Source organism: Mycobacterium sp. P2_H7 (genome assembly GCF_056403275.1).
In genome coordinates this window covers 49,107-67,809 of sequence record NZ_JBFUFU010000003.1, presented here as the reverse complement: position 1 = coordinate 67,809, position 18,703 = coordinate 49,107, and the positions used below count along the sequence as shown (strand labels likewise).

Below are 18,703 nucleotides of genomic sequence, written 5' to 3'. Positions count from 1 at the left end.
CTATTCCTAACTGGTAGCCACGGGCACCGGGCCCATTTCACACACCCGCAGCCGGCCGCCGTCGATGCGCAGGGTGAACATGCCTCCGTGGTCCGGACTCAATCCGTTGATCGTCCAGGACTGACCACCTCGACTGAATCCGGTCAACGCGGTGATGTTCCACGGTTCGAGAGGCACACCGTCTCGGGCGTGGTCCAGCTGGCGGGAAACCCACGACTGCGGGGCGTCGGGACAGGTGAGCTCTCGGAGATTCTCGATGTCGCCGGCGTTGCGTTCCCGCAGCCACGCGAGAACTGTTGTCTCGGCGACGGTGCGTGCCTGGTCGTCGGTCATCGAATCATCTGCCGGGATGGCACTCAGTGTCGGGCCGTCGTCGCGACCTGACATGGCGACGACGAGCAGGACCACCGAGGCCGCGACGAACAGCCACAGCCACAACGGGACTCGCCTGCCGTTACGCACCGTCGCACATCTTCCACGTCCCGGATTCCTCGATCAAAGTGATGGTGCGGTTGGCGAGTCCCGATCCGGTGCGCTGATTCTCGGCGACGGCTTGCTTCTGGAGATCGCTGATGGGTTTCACGCGCAACAACACCTTGGCGACCAAGGTCGGCCCGGCGTCGCGGAAATCGACGATCGCCTCCAGGTGGTCCAAGCTGCCCAGGTAGTCGCCGCGCAACGCGTCGATGTCGTTGCGCACCGAGCCGGCAGGGTTGCGGCAGCTCAGTTGTTGCACTGCGGCCGTATCGCGGGTGTTCAGCGCCTGCAGCCAGTGGTCGATGACATCGAAGGCCTGCTGTTGGTTCGCCGACGGTGTCGGCAGAGGATCGGCATTCGCAGCCGGTGGTGCAGACCAGCGCCATCCGAATGCGAACACGATGGCGGCCGCGGCGCTGCACACCACCGAGACTCCGAGCAGTGAGCGTTTGAGCCAGGCCCCAGACCGAGCCGGGGGCGCCGCTGCTGTCCGGACGGAGAGCCCGCCATCTGCGTGAACATCGACGATGAGCTGCTGGAGGCCGGAACCTGTGACCGCTCGGGTGAGATAGGCGTACAGGTCTGCGGCCGCTTGCGGCGGCACGGGTACCGGTTGCACCGCTGACGGGTCGGCTCCGATCCAGAACGCCTGAACCTCTCCGGACGGTGCGCACTCGACGTGCAGATGCGTCCAGCCGGGCGGTAAAGCGGCCTGTATGAGGGTTGCAGCGCGTTCGACGAGTTCGCGGTCACCGTAGCCGGCTGGATTCAGCGACATGAGAACAGCCTAGGTGGCGGCCGGCGGGCACCCGTAACCCTCCTGGCAAGCACACAGCTCATCTGCCAGAATCGAAAGAGCGTCGTACCTATGGGGGGTGACGACGCCTATTCCGGGGAGGGGTACCTGGTGAGCAACGACGCAGCTCGGCATGAGCTCGCCGACGTGCTGGCCCTTGCCCAGGAACAGATGGACGACCTGGTCGCCATCCAGCGCAAGCGCGCAGCGCTGACCGGAAGTGCGACGGTAGCGGACGGCACCGTCGAGGTGCATGTCAACGCGCAGGGTCTCATTACGCGAACGGTCATCGACGAGTCGTATCTGACGGAATTCGACTTCGCCGATCTCGGCGACCACATCACCCAGGCGGCCCAGGCCGCGGCGCAGGACGTGGGCCGGCGGTCGGCAGCGATGCTGGAGCCGATGAGGGAACGGCGCAAGAAGTTTCCGTCGCTGTCCAGCATCGTCGACGGTGCACCTGATTTTCGTGACTTCCTGCCCGACCTGACGATCAAACCGCCCGCCCCCGATGTGCCAACCGCACCATCGAGACCGGACGAAGGCTGGGACGACGGCCCGTCGTCCTACAGTCCGACTGTGAGGAGATAGCGATGAGCCAGCCACTCGGCGTCACCCCGGATGGCCTACGGTCCACGTCGGACCATTTGGCTGACGTCAGTTCGCGGATGAAGGGCGTGCTCTCGTCGTTGCATGGCAAGCTCTCGGCCGAGGGTGCGGCGTGGGGGGACGACAAGATCGGCACCCAGTTCGCCTCCGGCGGCAGCGGGTACCTCGCCCAACTGGATTGGGTGGACGGCTCGGTGGACGCGAAGACCGACTTGCTCGACGACTATTCGCAGGGTCTTCGTACCGCCGCCGACACGCTCGAAGCGCAGGATCAGGCGTAGCAGCCCGTCGATGTGATCGTTGACCGGCGCGGGTATCGCGCATGACCATCAACATCCCCGGATACCTGCAATGGGTTTCTTACCTTGCCGGATCGGAATGGCCGCAGGGTGACGAGGACGCCATGCGCCGCATGGGTGACTACTGGCGCGACGCCGCGGGTGACCTCGGCGATCTCATTCCCGACCTGAATCGCGTTCGCTCCGAGACGCTTTCGGTACTGATGGGCGAAACTGCGGATGCCGCCGACGAGCAGTTCGCCATGCTCTTCGACGGCGACTATTCGGTGGACAAGCTCGCCGAGGCGATGGCGGCACTCGGCGATCTGTGCGACAACGCCGGCACCGAGACCGAGTACACCAAGCTGCAGGTCATCACCACGTTGGCGATCGCGGCGGCCGAAATCCTCTGGGCACTTGCCGCCGCACCGGAAACGTTCGGCGGCTCGCTGAGCGCCATTCCGATCACCGAGGCCATCACCACGATGACGGTGCGGCAGTTGGTCTCGTATCTGCTGAAACAGTTGGTGGAAAAGCTCGGCGAAGCCCTGACCAAGACCGCCGTGCGCAGGTTGCTCAAAGAGGTCGGCCGGGAGACCGCGATCAGCCTGGTCCAAGAGCTCGGCATCCAGGGCTACCAAGCTGCCGCAGGCCACCGTGACGGCATCGACTGGAACCAGGTCAAGAACACCGGTGTCTCCGCTGCGGTCGGCTCGGCCGCGGCCATGCCGGTGCACTCAGGTGCGTCCCGCGCCCTGGGCAACGCCGAGACTGCCGCGGGCAGTGCGGTGAAGGGTGCGGTCAGCGGGTACACCGCGGGCGTCGCCGGCAATGTGGCCGGCACGCTGGCCACCGGTGGGGAGCTGGACGCCACCGCGATCTTCGGCGGTGCTGCCAGCAGCGCGGCGACCGGCGGCATCAGCGGCGGCCGTGCGCACGGCGGTGACACCGCCACCCCGGCCCGTCCGAACMCCGGCGGTGCCGCCCAGGAGGGCGGCACCGCCCAACACAGCAACGGCGATCAGTCGTCGCACAGCGCCGACGGGCACCAGTCGTCGAATGGCCCCGCCACATCGAACTCCGCTCCCAGCCACCATGACGCACCGGCATCCTCGAACACGCCCGGCAGCACAGGTGCGCATGATGCGAACCACACCGCCGCCTCTGCGGCGCCTCCGGCCAACGGTGAATCGGCACATCAGAGTTCGACGCCTGCGGACCCGAGTGGCCAGAGCGGCCCGACCTCAGAACAGGGCCACCCGGCCGGCCTGCCGGAGAACGGTGCGCACCCGAACGGGTCAGAACCCGTAGGACATGCTGAGGGACAAGACGTTTCCGGTCGTCAGGCGACCGACCACCCGGATGGCGCGGCACCTCACGACAATTCGTCCAGTGAAAGCGGTACTGCCAGGGAACCGGCAGGGCCTGCTTCCGGCCCGGCGCCGAATTCTGATGTGCCGCAGCACACGCCGCCGGCAACCGATCATCCTGCGAGCCCCAACCAGCCCGCCCAGCCGGCCACGGCAGCGCCCGCCGCAGCGGCGACGGCGCCGACGACGCCGACGGCGCCGTCCGCCACGGCAGCCGCGTCTACGGCGCCTGGTACACCTACTTCGCCCCCGCAGCACTCCGGTGCGCCCGCGCCCGCCGCTCGCCCTTCGCTATCCGAACCCCCGGCCGCCAAGCCGTCGGCGACGCCCGCCGGCATCCCGGCCACGCGCACGGCGAAAGCTGCTGTGGCGAAAGAGCATGCACCGCTTGAGGCGAATGCCGCCCCTGCCGCGGCCGCGTCCGGGCCGGACACCGGTGCCCAGCGCAGCGCCCCGCAGCAGTCGTCTGACCACCGAGCCCCAACGGACCGCTCGACCACCACCGATCGGAACTCCCCGACCAGTCGCGGTGGCGATGAGCGTGCCGGCGAGTCGGCCGACCGCACCCACACGCCGGCCGACCATGCAGAGCTGGCGGCCCCGCGGCCGGATCCTGTCGACGCCGTCATGCCGGTGCTCGAGCGGCACGGCGTCACCCTCGACGAGTTCATGGCCATGCAGGATCGCGCGGCGCAGGTCGGCCGTGACGATCTGGTCAACCACTTCAGCACCGCCGAACTGCAGATGATGTACGAGGCCCGGACGGCGCACCCGCATCCGGATGCCGATGCAGTCATCCAGAAGATCGTCAGCGAGCCCGCGGTGCGATCGATCCTGGACCAGGTCAACAATCCCGGCGCGCCCTACGATGCTGCGGGCCGCTTTCATGCCGACGATGTCGGCGGCTGCGTGTCGGTCGCGTCCGACGCGGCACATCTGCGCACCCCGCAGGATCTGCTGCATGCCATGCGGCTCGACTACGGGAATGGTTCGCCCTACGAGACTTTCACCACCACCGATCACGCCTACGTCGTAGAGGGACGGATTGGGGCAGGCGACCATTTCGTGCCCAACGGGCGCGTCACCGATCACCTCGGGATCTCCGACCCCCATGTCCAGGACCTTCCCAGCGGCGCTCCGCCGCATACGGGCACGGGCTATACCGGAGACCGGCACGGGTTGAATCCCGAATACCAACTGGTGGACGGAAAATGGGCGCCGGGAGCGACCCTCTTCCGGGTTGACCCGAATGGGTCACGCCATCCGGTCGCGATGCTGGACGACAGCGGCACGGCGTGGGTCGCAGCCAAGGCTCCCGGCGACACCGTCGCCGATGGCTGGCCGCAGCACAAGGGCGGGGAGTGGATCTTTCCGAATTCGCCTGAGCACGGGCCGCATCCCGACCCTTCGGATCCGGCACATCGTGGTTCGGGGTTCGATCATGCCGACACCGGGCCACCGGATCCAGCCGCCCGGCGGGTCTTCGAAGACTCGGCGATCGACACCGAACCGGGCGCGGCGTTCTTCGATCCGGCGGATTCGGAGATGCGCGATGCGGTCGGAGGTGTCCCGGAGTTCCCGGGTGAGTTCACCGTCGACGTGCACGGTGACGAACACGGCGTCTCCGTATGGGACAGCGCGGGCAACGAGCACCGGATGTCGGCGCGCGATTTCGCGGACGTGCTCCGCAACCACACGCAGTGGGACGGGCATTCGCCGATCCGCTTGCTGTCGTGTGACACCGGTGCCGACCGGCACGGCTTCGCCTCGGAGCTGGCTCGTGAGCTCGGCGTACCGGTCACCGCTCCGGACAGGCCGGTGTGGACCTTCCCCGACGGCCGGCAGCCGGTGGTCGCCAGCGTCGAACTCCGCCCGAACGGTGAAGAGCGGCCCCGTATTCCGCCCGACGGGGGGTGGAACAGGTTCGAGCCGGACGGGTCGATGCACCGCAGCACCGAGCACCCGGCGGCGCAGCACACCGAGGCCGACTCCGAGGCGAGGGCTCGCGGTCGCGACGGCGAGTTGCCTACTCAGCTGCCCGAGGCTCCGGTGCAGCGAGCCCAGGCGCTCGACGAGGCGGCACGCCGCGCCCAGGAGTCGCACGCCGCCCGCGTCGAGGAGGTCAACAGTCGCCGGGCGGATCTCAAGGCCCTGGAATCTGAGCGGCGTGGCGCGGATGAGGCGGCCAAAGCCGTGCTGAAGGCGAAGATCGAGGCCGCCACTGAGGAACTCAGGGATGCGCAGAACCGGGCCGCCGAGTCTCGCGAGCTGCTGCGCGCGGTCAGCAACGCCGAGCACTCGGCGGAAACTGCCCACCATGAAGCCGACCGTGCGGTACCGATCGACGCCGCCGAAGTGGCGGCACAGCGTCATCGGGTCGACGAGATCCGTGCGGAGATCGACGAACAGCAGGACCGACTCCGGCAGCTCGCCCGGGAGGAAGCCGACGTTCGAGCTCGCCTGCAGCAGAACGACGATCCGGCGGTCGCCGACCAGCTGCGCGCCGAGCGACGCGAGCTCCTGTCCGCACTCCGCGAGGCTCGCGACACCCTGCGGGACTCGGACGCGACGCTGCGCGAAGCGGGTGACGCGCTCCGCGACTCCGAGTGGGACCGCCGATCGCCACAGGATCGGCACGAACAATTGTCGAGGGAAGCCGCGGTGGCGCGGCGGCAACTGGCCGACCGGTATGCGGAGTTCGTCTCGGGAGACAATGCCCGGGCCGCCGCGGAGGCCGCCCGCGGAGGCAGCGCCGAGGCGGCCGCGCTCGCCCACGTCCGCGAGGTGCAGCAAGCGTCGGCTCAAGCACGACGCATCGACCTGGATGTCGAGATAAGAGCCCAGATCGACCGCGCCGTCGCGCAATACATGGAGTCCCGAATCCGCACAGACGGGCGGGAACATCCCTGGGTGGCAAGAGAATTGATGAGCAATACAGATCGCCAGGCACATTGGCCCGTGCTCGATCTCCAGCACCTGCGCCAACAGATCGCCATGGAGATGGGCGATGCAGTCGCGTGGCAGTTCGACCGGCAGATGCGCGGCCTGACGCGCTGCACCGCAACTGAGGTGGCACAGGCCCTCGGCATATTCCACGACGACGGGATCCATCCGTCGCGAGGTGGGAACACGCCCGCCCGGGAATCCTTCGAACGCGCCCTGGCGGGCCAACTCCATGACGAGGCGAATCGACTTGTGGCAGAAGGACGTTTTGCGGACGCCGATGCCTTCATCGCAGAACGTGTCGCACATGTCGTCTCACACCTCGCGGCTCTGCACGAACAGGACTGTGCCGGAGCGGGTGCCGATCACATCCAAACCTACATGGGCTGGCCCGTTTTGGCGGACGGCAACATCAATTCGTCGCTGGGGTCGATCTGGAAGCAGATGGTGCTTGATCCCGACGGCAATCCGGCCAGGTTCTACGAGGCGATACGGGCCGTCGCGCAGCGGCAGATCGCCGCGGGACGGGGTGGCGAGCCCCTCGACATCTGGTATCGCAATCTGGATTGAGCGGCGGGACCGCCGTCAGATGGTGCCGACGCGCGGGGTCTGGAGTGCGCGCAGACCACGCAGCTCGTCGCTCGCGTCGGCGAGTGCGGCGAACTCCGCGCGGATGAGGCCGCCGTCCTGGATGCGGGGGGCAAAGGTGTAGACGGTGTGCCGGCCGGTGCTGCCAAGCTGCTCGACGATGCGCGGGAACATGTCCTCTTGGAGATCGTCTCCCTCCTCCGGCGGATCGGCGTCCAGAAGGAAGGAATGGGGAGGTAGCTCCAGGATGGACTGCAGTTGCGTGTCGATCCACTTTTGGCCCGCGACCGGATTGGGCCGGACCGTCGAGATTTTCGACAACACCGGATTGATGATGAGCTTCTGGCCGAGTTCGCGCTTGAAGCAGTAAATTTTTCCATACGCGGTGCGCAGGATCGGGATCTGACCGCCGCGGTACTCCGCGGGCAGTTCCACGCCCTCCAGCCATGCGTCGACGATCGGCTGCCAATAGTGCGGATCGCAGACCCAGAGCAGGCCGTCGCCGAAACCGGCGAAACCGATCTCGCGCCACAGGTCGTGCAGGATTACGGGCAGTTGCTCGCCGTATTCGTCGAAGTAGCTGTCCGGCACGTGAACTGGATCGATGGGTTCGCCCCACCGGGAGACGAAGTTGAGGAACTCCGGTCGCACGGTCGTCCTCCCCGCGAAGTGGTGTTGAGACGCCCTCAGCCTAGCGGTGCCGTCCGACGGGCAAGTAGATTGATGTTGCCGGTGGGGGCGGTTGTGGTCAGGTGCTCGGCAAGGTAAGGGTGGGGTGGTGACGACAGCACTGACGGTGTGGCGGCCGGACCCGGGGAGTCCGTCCGGGATCGCCCCGGATGAGGCGCTGCCGCGATTGTCGGCCGAGGAGGCCGGCCGGGTGGCCGATTATCTGGACGCCGGTGCCGTTGTTGCACGCACGACGGCCCGCAAGTCAGATCCGTGGTCGGGAAGCGATGCGGCTCAGGTTCCGTTGACACAGCGCACCGACGGGGTGTGGCGCTGGGACGACGCGGTGACCTACTACGTGCGGCGGTACGGCCTGAGCCCAGGCGCGGAGTTCGTTGCGTACGTGCGGGACCGCCGGTTCGACGTTCCGGTACTCACCGGCGCTCAGGTCAGCGCGGTGATCGACGAGGTCTTCGGTGTGCCCGGCGAGGCGTTGACCCGTGTGGTGCGGGCGGACGGATCGCAACTGCTGCCGAGCGAATACTTCTGCACCTATCGGGGCCAGAACTTTCGCTTCACGCTGCTCGGGTCGGGCGACAACAAGCAGGTCCGCCTCTCAGTTCGTTCTGGTGAAGCTGTTCCTGACGACTTCGAGCATGCGCCGAGTACTGCGCAGGAGATCGCGTTCAAGCCGGTGCCCCCAGCCGAGACCGAAGGTTTTCTCCGCGTGATCACTTCCTGCCTCTACAAGGGCGCCTGGTTCTCCGTGCGGAGCATCAACGGCCCTGGTCTCGGCGTTCATCTGGGCGGCGGGCGGCAACTGAAAAATGCCGCGCCTCAACAGCCAACTCCGTCGTTCGGTGAATGGCACCTGTTCCCCAACGTCGAAGTGCTTGGGCAGGGGGACATCTGGGCGGACATCGACGTCGTGGAGGCTGCCCGGGTCACGATGGCGGTGATTCCCTACCACCTGGTGGCGGGCCGGCTTGCGCCGGTGCGGGACGTCACCGGGGCCGGCTATGCGGTTCCGGCTGCGGATGAGATCTTCTACTTTCCTTCGCCGTTGGACAGTCCTTATCTGCCACCGGGTGATGCGTTGGCCGTGGTGCGAGCGGCCGACCCGGCCTATCGGGCCGGTGAACCGGAGCGACTGCGGGACGGTTGGCGAGTGCCGTCGGAGGCGGACGCGAATCTCTACTACGTCGCCGATGACGGCGAAATCGTTGCCGCCCCGGCCGAGATGCCAGCTGAACTTGTCAGCAGCAGGCTGTCGGCGGAATTCCGCGGCCGACATCCCGTTGTCGACCCGCCTCCTGCAAACGACAGCGGCACCGATATCTTCGCGTAGGCCTCAGCGCCCGTCGTAGGACACCCGCAGGCGCGAGAACTTCTCCGAGACCGCACCGGCAAGCTCGATGTAGGCCTGCATGGTGGCGGGCTTGAGCAGGCTGAAGTCGATGTCGGCGCCTTCGGCGAGGTGCTGGTCGAAGGGGATCAAATGGATTGACTGGCAACGTGCTTCGAAATGCTCGTACACCTTGTCCATCTTGAGTGCCGCCGAACCGGGGCGCGACGCACTGAGCACCACGTGAGCTTCGCGCACCAGCCCGCCGTGGCCGTGCTGCATCAACCAGTCGAGCGTCGCCGAGGCGCTGCGGGCGGCGTCGATGGCTGGGGAACTCACCAGCACGATCGCGTGCGCCAGGTCGAGCACCCCGGACATCGCCGAGTGCATGATGCCGGTGCCGCAGTCGGTGAGGATGACGTTGTAGTGGTGCCGCAGGATATCCATGGTGTGCCGGTAATCGGTCTCGCCGAATACCTCGGCTACCGCCGGATCTTGCTCGCTGGCAAGCACTTCCAGTCGGCTGGAGGCCATCCGGGTGTGTGCCCTGACGTCGGCATACCGGCGGATGTTCGGATCGCGCAAGAGATCTCGCACCGTAGACTGGGTGGAGTAGTCGCGCACGCGTTCGGCCAACGTGCCACGGTCGGGGTTGGCGTCCACCGCGATCACGCGGTCGGTGCGCACCATGGCCAGGGCCGAGCCCAATCCCAAGGTGGTCGTGGTCTTTCCGACTCCGCCCTTGATGGACAGCACCGCGATGCGGAAATCGCCGGCGATCGGCTGGCGGATCTGCGCGAGCAATTCCTCCATCTCGCGGTTCTTGCGTGAGTCCCCGGGATTGACGCGACCACCGGTCGCCTTATGCAGGGTGCGGCGCCAACCGGACTGGGGTGCGTGCCGTGCCCGGTTGAACACCTCGGCCTCGTCCAGCGACGTCGGGATCCGAAACGCCTGCGGTGGGCGGTAATCCGGCGGCGCGGCATGTCGTGCCGGGCGAACCTCATCGGACTCGTATCCGCCGTTGAACTCGGGTTCGTTGCCGCTGGCATGGGCAGCGGCAGGACGCCAGCCCGGCGGTGGCGGCGGCGCGACCGGCCACGGCGGTGCGCCGACCGGCCAGCCCGGAGGTGGAGGTGGCGGCGGCATCGCTCCCCAGCCGGGCGGGGGCGGTCCCGGCGGTGCCGGCGGCGGCGCCGGATGCCACTCGGCCGGTGGGCGTTCCTGCACCGGCGGTGCCGGCGGAACGAACGGCTCGGGCTCGGGTTCCGGAAGAGGGTCGGGCTGGTCGGCCGGGATGTGCACCGGTGGTTCCTCGACGACCTCGGCCACGATCTCCGGAGCGGGGCTGTCCACCGACTCGGGCACCGGCGTTTCCTGTCGTGTCCGACGGGACTCCATGAGTGCCGCTAACTGTGCGGCCCGGGCATCCACGTCATCCAGATCGGGTGGTCGCTCGGGCTCGGGCTGTGAGACGTCCGGCTCGGGTTCGGGGGTCAAGACCTCGATCGCGGGCGGGAATTCGAACTGCCGCACCGACGGAACCGGCGGCTCGGGCTCGGGCTCGAACTCGGGCGCGGCGGCCGCCTGCACGACCGGCTCAGGCGCCGCCTCAACGGGCGGCTCCGGTTCCTGCTCCTCCGGCGCACGCGACTCCAGCGCCGGAGCGTGATGGTCGCGGGCCACCTCGTTGAACAACGGTGAATCCGTCATCGCGAGCGAGGGAGTCCACGGCGGGGGCGGTGGCGGCTCCCAGCGCGGAACCGGCGGCGGGGGTGTCGCGGTGGACGGCCGAGGGGCCTGCCCGGGCTCGGGTTCGGCGGACTGCCTGCCGCGGCGCGAGCGGCGGCGCTCCTCCCGCGGCTCTTCCGGCGTGGGCATGTGGGTCAGCCAGGGAGGACGCGCGGGCCCGCTACGTTCCGCCTGGGGCGGTTCGTCATCGGCCACAGTTCCTCAATTCCCTCAGGTCAGGACACTCAACCAGCCAATCCTACGGGGATTCCCGGGAAGCGTCCGGGCTGGCTGGCAGGATGGCCGGGAGGGGGATCATGACAACCGCGGACGACTTCACCAGGCCTGTCGAGCTCAGATGTGTCCTGAATGCCGACACCACCATGCCCAGACTGATACCGGTGCTGATCGTGCAGGCTTTTGCCATCTGGCTGGTGGTGGCGCTGGCCCTGGGCCTGCTGTTTCCCGACGTGGCGGCGGTATCGCTGGTCGGGGGCCTGGCAGCGGCCGGGGGGTTCTGCATTCCGCGTTACTTCCGCAAACGGGATGAACTGCGTCACACCTTCGGCGAGCTGCAGCGGCTGGTGCTGGGGCCGGACGGTATGCACAAGGTCGACGGCACCGTCGCCGTCGACATGCCGTGGGCGGCGCTGACCGGATTCCAGCACCGCAACACCGCGCTGCCCGCAGGCCGCACACCGAACTTTCCGGGCAACGCCATGGCGCCCGCGGCGCAGGCGGCCCTTGCCCACGCCAACACCGTCGCGGGGTGGGGAATCGTCGGCGGCGGCACCATCTCGCCGGTGCCCGGCGCGTCCCGCACGCGATTGAAGGTCCACGACCGGCTGAACCATTCGGATCTGCGCCAGGGCCGCCCACACCGGTCACCACGGTGCGTGATCTTCCCGGCCGAGTTCGAACCGGACTGGCAACGCGGCATCGTCGGCGCATGGCTGCGCCACCACCGGCCCGATCTTCCGTTGCCGGGCTAGTCCTTTGCCTTCTTGACGACGGCCAGTGCGATGGCCGCTGCAGCCGCGCACAGTCCCAGCACCGCCAGCACGACATTGCGGGCCAGTACGCGCACCGGGTCCGGTTGAGGAGGGCCCGCGATGGGATGTCCCTGATCGGGGTTCGGCAGGTCGGCGGCGGGCGGCAGCTGGTAGGTCAGCGCCGCGACAGGGTCCACCACGCCATAGCCGGTGGCCAGGTTGGGCCCGGCCTCCGGGGTGTGCGCGGTGCGTTTGATCCGGTCCATCACCTCGCCGGCGGACATCTGCGGGAAGCGCGCCCGCACCAGGGCCACCACGCCGGAGACGAAGGGCGTCGCGAAACTGGTTCCGTTGATCGGGACGAGCCCGCCGTTCGGATCGACGAACGCGTTGATCAACCCGGGTCCGTTCGGGCTCAGCGAGGTGATCTTCTCGCCCGGAGCGGCGAGATCCACCCAGGGCCCGTGCAGGCTGAAGTCGGCGGGTTCGCCCTCAGGGGTCAGTGCGCCGACGGTCAACACGTAATCCTGGAACCATGCGGGACTTGCGATGGTGCGCACCGACTTCCACGCATCGGCCAACGGCAGGTTCGGATCGCTGATCTCGTTCTGCACGCTGCACAAGCCCTGCTTGTTGAAATTGCCCGCGGCAGCCACCACCACGACGTTGCGCTCGAAGGCGAACCGCACGGCCTGGCCCAGTTCGGCGTCGTCCATGCCGGCGCCGACCGGCGCGCAGGCCACCTCCGACAGGTTGATCACCGTCGCGCCCATGTCGACAGCGCGCACGATGGCCCGGGCGAGAGTCTGGGTGCTGCCGTACCCGACGGACACCGCGTTCGGGTCGTTCTGGGCCGAACTCGACCCCTTCATCGAGTACACGCTGCTGTTCTGCCGGATCGACAGGATCGCCGCGTCGGGCGCGACACCGGCGAACGCGTCCTCGGGCACCGGCGATGCCGCAATCAGTCCGGCCACCAACGTGCCGTGAGCGTCGCAGTCGACGAGCCCGTCCGAGGACGAGACGAAATCCCCGCCGCCCTCGAGGACTCGCAGACGGGGATTCGGCGCGACGCCGGTGTCGATGACAGCCACCTTCTGTCCCGCGCCGGTGGAGAACTTCCAGGCATCGGGGAAGTTCAGCATCGCCTCGGCATTGGGGACCAGGCTGAAATCGCTGTCCGGGAACACGCCGCCGGTACCGCAGACGGACTTCTGCTCCGTCGTGTCCGGTGCACCGCCGCCACCGTTCGGGGGCGGGCCGGGCGGCACCACCGGCGGACTGATCGCCTGCGCAGCGGGGGCGGCCTCGAACGCGGCCACCATCAGCGCGGCGGCCACTGCCGCGGCCCAGCGCCGCATCAGAAACCCAGCCGGCTGTATACGCCTGCCACCCACAGCGTCAGCGGGAGCAGGGCCGCCGAAGCGAGGTAATCGAGGTAGGTCAACGCCGTCACCAGGCGCCCGGGGATCGGCCCGGCGGGCACGCGCATACCGATGACCGCAGCCCCGACCGCGGCCACCAACAGCACGGCGAACGCCACCAGCGGCAGCGGCTGCTCTCCCTGCTGCGCGGCCCAGCACGCGTAGCCGGCCAGCGCGACGGCGGGGACCACCAGCGCGGCCCGTTCCAGCACCGCGCTGACCCGGCGTGTGTAGAGCGCGAGGGTGCCGACACAGGTGAGCGCGAAGACCAGGCCCGACCAATGCGGCGGATGCTGGGCGATCAGCACGACGGACGCGCCGACCGCAGCGGCCGATGCGAAGCCGCCGTACAGCGCCGACCGGGTCAACAGCGCTGTGCGAACCCGGTCCCACACGCCTTCGGCGGTCGGTGTCGCAGCGGCGGTGCTCTCGCCCACGGGGGTGGGAGCGGGTGTCGCCGGGCCGGCGAACGGATTCTCGAACATCGACGTTTCGGGTTCGGCTTCGGTGCGGGAGCGCGGCGGCTTGAACCGTCCCATGGGTGCGGTCAGTCGTGGCACCGTCAGGCACGCCAGAGTCGAGATCACGGCCAGCCCTGCGCCGACCAGATCGGCGCGCACCCCGACCTGATGGACCACGAGGGCGAGCCCACCGAGGGCGAAGAAGGTGCCCGCCGTCAGATACCCCCACCGTCCGGTCCCGACAGCCCGGTACAGGACGTAGAACACCACGACGAGCACGGCGCACCCGGCGGCCAGCCCATAGCCGCCGAAGCGGTTCAGCACCGCCCACACCGCACCCGCGGTGACCGGCAGGGCGGCCCAGCCGAGCGTGGCGCCCGCCGCGGCCTGCCCGTAGGACCGGTGCGCCAGCGCACCGACCCCCGTCAACGCCAGGGCCACCACGACCGAGATCCCCACCAGCGCCGCGCGGTGCGATGCAAATGCCTGTCCGACAAGGAAATACAATAACGTGAACGCCGACAGGTGAATTCCGGCAAACGCCATCCAGCGGGCCGCCGCGGCGTCCCAGCCGGCGTGGGCGGCTTTGTTCAGCCGCGCGGCCGCGTCCACGACGTCGTCGTACAGGGTGGGTGCCGACAACGCCCGTTCGGCGGTCAAGCGCAACAGCGACCCGTTGACGACGCCCGCTTCCCGCAGGGTCGAGTCCGGCGTCAGCGGGTCGCCACCGTCGGGGACGAGCACCCAGAAGTTTCGTTTGGTGTCCTTGGAGGTCGACTCCTCGGGTGGCGCGCCGGTCAGCCCGTCGCGCGAACGGACGAGTTTCACCAGCTCCGGAAGCAGGGCCGCGACCGGGGAGTCCAACGGAAGGGACACGTCCAGCTGGGTGCCTGCGGCGACGACGGACAACCGGACATGTTCGGGCGCAGCCGGAATGACCCGGACCTGCACCAGCTCGCGGGCCCCCGTCACAGGTCGGGCATCTTCGACAATTGGACGACGTCACTGCGGACGGTTCTGGACACCAACATGCCGCGGCCGGGCGGCATCTGCTGGGGCTTGTAGCCGAACAGCGCACCCTCGTCCTTGGTGCCGTTCATCACCAGACCGTTGCAGGACAGGTCGCGCATCCGGCCGATGATCGGGTCCATGATGGCGCGCCCGGCGCCGCCGATGCGGCGGGAGATGATGACGCGCAGGCCGATATCGCGGGCCTGCGGCAGATATTCGACCAGTGGTGCCAGCGGGTGGTTGAGCGAACCGCCAGGGATCAGGTCGTAGTCGTCGATCACGACGTACAGGTCGGGTCCGGTCCACCAGGAGCGGTCCTTGAGCTGTTGCTGGGTGACGTCGCTGGGCGGCATCCGGTCCTTGAGGGAGTCGGCCAGCGCCTTCATCAGGTCCGCACACGACTGCGCGGCGGTGGCGTACCCGCCCAGGTAGTCGTTGTCGACCACACCCAGCATGGTGCGCCGGAAGTCGACCAGGATGAGTTTGGCCTCGCTCGGGGTGGCGTTCTCCATGATGCCCGCGGCGATGTTGCGCAGCAGGTTGGTCTTCCCGCATTCGGTGTCACCGAAGATGACCAGGTGCGGCTGGGCGTCGAAATCCAGGACGACGGGCGCGAGTTCGGATTCGCCGATACCGATGACGATCCTGGCCGGGCCCAGGCTGCCTGCGCGGCGGGCGGCTTCGGTGACCTGGTTCCGGTCCAACTCGTGTGGCAGCATCCGCAGCCGCGGCGCCTGCCGTTCGCCGTAGAACTGGCGCAGGGCGTCACATGATCCCGCGACACCGGCGGGCAGCGATTCGACGTCGGAACTGGAGTCCAGCCGGGGCAGGCCGATCAGGATGTGCAGGCGGTCGGCGCTCATGCCGCGTCCCGGCCGGCCCAGCGGGACCAGTTCGGCGAACTTGCGGCCCACGTCGCTGTCGATGGGATCGCCCATCCGCAGCTCGATCCGCGTGCCGAGCATGTCCTTCACCGCAGGACGGATCTCCATCCAGCGAGTTGCGGTGACGGCCAGGTGAATTCCGTAGGAGAGGCCCTGGATCGCGATGGCCTGCAGCGCCGGCTCCAGGATGTCGAAGTCGGCCTTGATGGTGGCCCAGCCGTCCACCACCAGAACCACGTCGCCGAATCGGTCCCGGCTCAGCGGATCCTGTGCGGCCACCTCGGGAGGGAGTTTGGCGAGTTCGGCCTTGCGCTGCCGGAAGTCGCGCATCGATTCGATACCCAGATCGCGGAAGCGCAGTTCGCGTTCCCTCAGCAGGCCGGTCACCTCGGCGACGGTGCGCCGGATGCGGTCGGAATCCATCCGGCCCGCCACGCTGCCGACGTGCGGCAGATTGGTCAGGCTGCCCAGCGTGCCGCCGCCGAAGTCGAGGCAGAAGAACTGCAACTGCTCTGGGGTGTGGGTGGCCGCCGCCGACATGATCATCGTGCGCATCGCGGTCGACTTGCCCGACTGTGGTCCGCCGACGACGGCGATGTTGCCCTGGGCGCCCGACAGGTCGATGGTCAGCACATCACGGCGCTGATCGTAGGGGCGATCCACCACGCCGATCGGAAGAAGCAAGCGGCCGTTGATGTTCCGGGGATCGTTCCACGTGGAATCGGGGAGCAGATCGTTGACCGCGGGGCTTTCCTCCAGCGGCGGCAGCCACACCTCGTGCGCCGGGCGCCCGTGTCCGCGAAGCCTGCTGACCACCATGTCGAGCAAGGTGACCTTGGTGGGTGAGGCCGCAGTCTCGACGGCGTGGTCGGGTTCGAGTGTCTCCACCGGGGCGGCGGGTACCGGATCCTTCTTGACCGGGGTGGCGGTGAACAGTTTCGGCGCCAGCACGCCCAGTTGCGAGGACCGGCCCGACCGCGCCGACACCCGCGGCTTGACATACTCGCCGGACACGTAGCAGGTGTTGAAGCGCAGCGGCTCGTCGGCATCGCATTTGAGGAACGCCGAACCCGGGACGCTGGGCAGGTGATAGGCGTCCGGCACCCCCAGCACGCTGCGGGACTCGCCGGCCGAGAAGGTCTTCAGGCCGATCCGGTAGGACAGGTGCGAGTCCAGGCCGCGCAGCTTGCCCTCTTCCAGGCGCTGCGACGCGAGCAGCAGGTGGATGTGCAGGGACCGGCCCAGTCGGCCGATCATGACGAAGAGCTCGGCGAAATCCGGCTTCTGGGAAAGCAGTTCGGAGAACTCGTCGACCACGATGAACAACGCCGGCAGCGGATCCAGGTCGGCGCCGTTGGCCCGCGCACGCTCGTACTCGGTGACGTTGGGGAAGTTGCCCGCCGAGCGCAGCAACTCCTGGCGGCGGTTCATCTCACCGGCCAGGGCGTCACGCATGCGGTCGACCATCGTCAGCTCGTCTTCGAGGTTGGTGATGATCGCCGCGATGTGTGGCGCGCCGTCCAGTCCGAGGAAGGTGGCGCCACCCTTGAAGTCGACCAGCACCAGGTTCAGTGCCTCCGGCGAATGCGAGGTGATCATGGCCAGTACCAGGGTCCGCAGAAACTCCGACTTACCGGAACCCGTTGCGCCGATGCACAATCCGTGCGGGCCCATGCCGTTCTCGGCCGATTCCTTGATGTCGAGTTCCAGTGGCTGCCCGGACGGGGTATAGCCGATGGGCACCCGCAGACGTTCGCGCGGGGAGCGTTGCCGCCAGACGTCCTCGGGCACGATGTCGGCGGCGTCCGGGATCTTCAGCAGGGCCATCAAGCCGGGATCGGTGGCCCTGCTCTCGGCCTCCAGGCTGACGATGTGGGCGGCGTTGCCGGGGCGGTACCGGCCGAATCGGCGGGCGGTGGCTTGGGCCTCGGCGACGGTCAAACGGTCAGGGGTGGCGAATCTTTCGGTACCTGCCGCGGTCTTGGCGCCGATGTCGTCGTTCTCGACGACCAGCTGCAGACCGCGTCGTGCGGCGGCACCGTCGGGCGGACCGTTGAGGTCCAACACGGTCACGCTGTCCAGGCCGGCGTCGGTGACCAGACGCTCGTCACCGGTGACGTACCCGTCGTCGATAACGATCACCAGTTGCTTCATGCCTTGTGCCAGTTGGGAATTGCGGTTGAACCTACCGCGCTCGGAGAGGTCCGCCGACAGCGAGGTCTCCAGCAGTTCCAGCGAGGGGTACAGCATCCGCATGGTGCCGCAGCCGTCATGAGCGCTGGCGTGCTGAGCCTGAGGCAGCCACTTGACCCAGCTCCAGTTCTCGTTGTCGGGGTTGGCGGTGACAATGGCGACCTGCAGGTGGTCGGGTCCGTGGAAAGCGCAGAGCTCCAGGATCATCGATCGGACGAGTTGTTGGGCGAGCTTGCGGTCGCCCTCGAAGGTGACGGTCGGGAAGGCGCGCAGCGACACCGCCGTCGGCAGCGCATGGACCACCGAATGCGTCTTGACGAACCGGCGCAGCGCCACCGTGGACACCGGCTCCAGATCCTCGGGCGGCCCGGTCTCCGGGGCGAGTAGTCGGGTGGCCAACCGGTGGGTGCCGACGCCGACGCGGACGTGGCAGAAATCCTGGTCATTGGGCCGGCGCTCCCACATCCGGCGGGTTCCCGCGACGTCGATCAGGGTGCGGGGATCGGGATGGCTCCACTCCAGCGCGGTGCGTTGCGAATCACCGGTGTCATCGGCGTCGTCGCGCAGGTTCGCCAGATAGCTGAAGTAGTCCTTGCGCTCCTCGTTCAACTCGGCGGCTGCCTTACCGGTCCGACCGCCGCCACCCATGAACATGCCGGCCATCGACATGATCATCATCATCGGGAAGATCAGGAACATCGGATTGCGGGTCAGGTCGCGGCCGCCGACGGTGACCATCAGGGCCAGCATCCCGACGACGGCGACGATCATCACGAACGGCATCAGCTTCATCAGCAGGTTGCCGGGGATGACGCGAGGCACTTCGGGTGGCGACTGCAGGTTCACCTCACCGCCCGGCATCCGGGGCGGTGACACCCGTAGACGACGGACAAATCCCTGCGTGGCCACGCTGCCTCCCCCCGAACGCTCGC

The 18,703-nt window shown here is 68.1% G+C and carries 11 protein-coding genes and 1 pseudogene; 5 read left to right on the top strand and 7 right to left on the bottom strand.

What is annotated here, in order from left to right:
• Nucleotides 1-6: 6 nt before the first annotated feature.
• Both AC1DY7_RS03550 and AC1DY7_RS03545 read right to left on the bottom strand, forming a co-directional pair.
• A complete protein-coding gene (locus tag AC1DY7_RS03550) occupies nt 7-462 on the bottom strand; it encodes a hypothetical protein (RefSeq protein WP_477492283.1) in 456 nt (151 codons plus the stop codon).
• Entirely contained in the window at nt 455-1,255 is an 801-nt protein-coding gene (locus AC1DY7_RS03545) for a hypothetical protein (protein WP_477492282.1), read from the bottom strand. Before AC1DY7_RS03545 ends, AC1DY7_RS03550 begins: the two co-directional genes overlap by 8 nt.
• Before the next feature lie 90 nt (nt 1,256-1,345).
• On the opposite strand from AC1DY7_RS03545, the gene AC1DY7_RS03540 reads away from it, so the two are divergent.
• The 3 genes from AC1DY7_RS03540 to AC1DY7_RS03530 are packed head-to-tail and all read left to right on the top strand — an operon-like array spanning nt 1,346 to nt 7,043.
• Nucleotides 1,346-1,864 (top strand): YbaB/EbfC family nucleoid-associated protein, encoded by a 519-nt coding sequence (locus tag AC1DY7_RS03540; protein ID WP_477492281.1) that lies wholly within the window; start codon nt 1,346-1,348, stop codon nt 1,862-1,864.
• Between the two features lie 2 nt (nt 1,865-1,866).
• Nucleotides 1,867-2,163, top strand: a complete 297-nt coding sequence (locus tag AC1DY7_RS03535) for a WXG100 family type VII secretion target (RefSeq protein ID WP_477492280.1) — start codon at nt 1,867-1,869, stop codon at nt 2,161-2,163.
• A gap of 41 nt (nt 2,164-2,204) precedes the next feature.
• On the top strand, nt 2,205-7,043 hold the full coding sequence (locus AC1DY7_RS03530) for a WXG100-like domain-containing protein (protein ID WP_477492279.1): 4,839 nt from the start codon (nt 2,205-2,207) through the stop codon (nt 7,041-7,043).
• Between the two features lie 15 nt (nt 7,044-7,058).
• On the opposite strand, the gene AC1DY7_RS03525 is transcribed toward AC1DY7_RS03530, so the two are convergent.
• Nucleotides 7,059-7,712, bottom strand: a complete 654-nt coding sequence (locus AC1DY7_RS03525) for a GAD-like domain-containing protein (protein ID WP_477492278.1) — start codon at nt 7,710-7,712, stop codon at nt 7,059-7,061.
• A 127-nt stretch (nt 7,713-7,839) separates the two neighbouring features.
• Here AC1DY7_RS03525 and AC1DY7_RS03520 point away from each other — a divergent pair, with 127 nt between their 5' ends.
• The gene (locus AC1DY7_RS03520) at nt 7,840-9,078 is read left to right on the top strand and encodes a hypothetical protein (protein WP_477492277.1); all 1,239 of its coding nucleotides are present in this window, start codon (nt 7,840-7,842) and stop codon (nt 9,076-9,078) included.
• Between the two features lie 3 nt (nt 9,079-9,081).
• On the opposite strand, the pseudogene AC1DY7_RS03515 reads toward AC1DY7_RS03520, so the two are convergent.
• Nucleotides 9,082-10,515, bottom strand: a pseudogene (locus AC1DY7_RS03515) (MinD/ParA family ATP-binding protein); the annotation flags it as partial.
• Between the two features lie 608 nt (nt 10,516-11,123).
• On the opposite strand from AC1DY7_RS03515, the gene AC1DY7_RS03510 reads away from it, so the two are divergent.
• On the top strand, nt 11,124-11,798 hold the full coding sequence (locus tag AC1DY7_RS03510) for a hypothetical protein (protein WP_477492276.1): 675 nt from the start codon (nt 11,124-11,126) through the stop codon (nt 11,796-11,798).
• Here AC1DY7_RS03510 and mycP read toward each other — a convergent pair.
• From mycP to eccCa, 3 genes are read right to left on the bottom strand one after another with little or no spacing between them, the layout of a single operon-like run.
• Entirely contained in the window at nt 11,795-13,159 is a 1,365-nt protein-coding gene (gene mycP, locus AC1DY7_RS03505; RefSeq protein ID WP_477492275.1) for a type VII secretion-associated serine protease mycosin, read from the bottom strand. The genes AC1DY7_RS03510 and mycP overlap by 4 nt on opposite strands.
• Nucleotides 13,159-14,655: a type VII secretion integral membrane protein EccD gene (gene eccD / locus AC1DY7_RS03500; RefSeq protein WP_477492274.1), complete on the bottom strand. Its 1,497-nt coding sequence runs from the start codon at nt 14,653-14,655 to the stop codon at nt 13,159-13,161. The genes mycP and eccD overlap by 1 nt, the downstream gene beginning before the upstream one ends.
• On the bottom strand, nt 14,652-18,680 hold the full coding sequence (gene eccCa / locus AC1DY7_RS03495) for a type VII secretion protein EccCa (protein ID WP_477492273.1): 4,029 nt from the start codon (nt 18,678-18,680) through the stop codon (nt 14,652-14,654). The genes eccD and eccCa overlap by 4 nt, the downstream gene beginning before the upstream one ends.
• Between the last annotated feature and the right edge of the window lie 23 nt (nt 18,681-18,703).

Coding starts and splice junctions, on each gene's coding strand:
- AC1DY7_RS03545 (WP_477492282.1), bottom strand. CDS start 1,255: ATGTCGCTGAATCCAGCCGGCTACGGTGACCGCGAACTCGTCGAACGC.
- AC1DY7_RS03540 (WP_477492281.1), top strand. CDS start 1,346: ATGGGGGGTGACGACGCCTATTCCGGGGAGGGGTACCTGGTGAGCAAC.
- AC1DY7_RS03535 (WP_477492280.1), top strand. CDS start 1,867: ATGAGCCAGCCACTCGGCGTCACCCCGGATGGCCTACGGTCCACGTCG.
- AC1DY7_RS03510 (WP_477492276.1), top strand. CDS start 11,124: ATGACAACCGCGGACGACTTCACCAGGCCTGTCGAGCTCAGATGTGTC.
- mycP (WP_477492275.1), bottom strand. CDS start 13,159: ATGCGGCGCTGGGCCGCGGCAGTGGCCGCCGCGCTGATGGTGGCCGCG.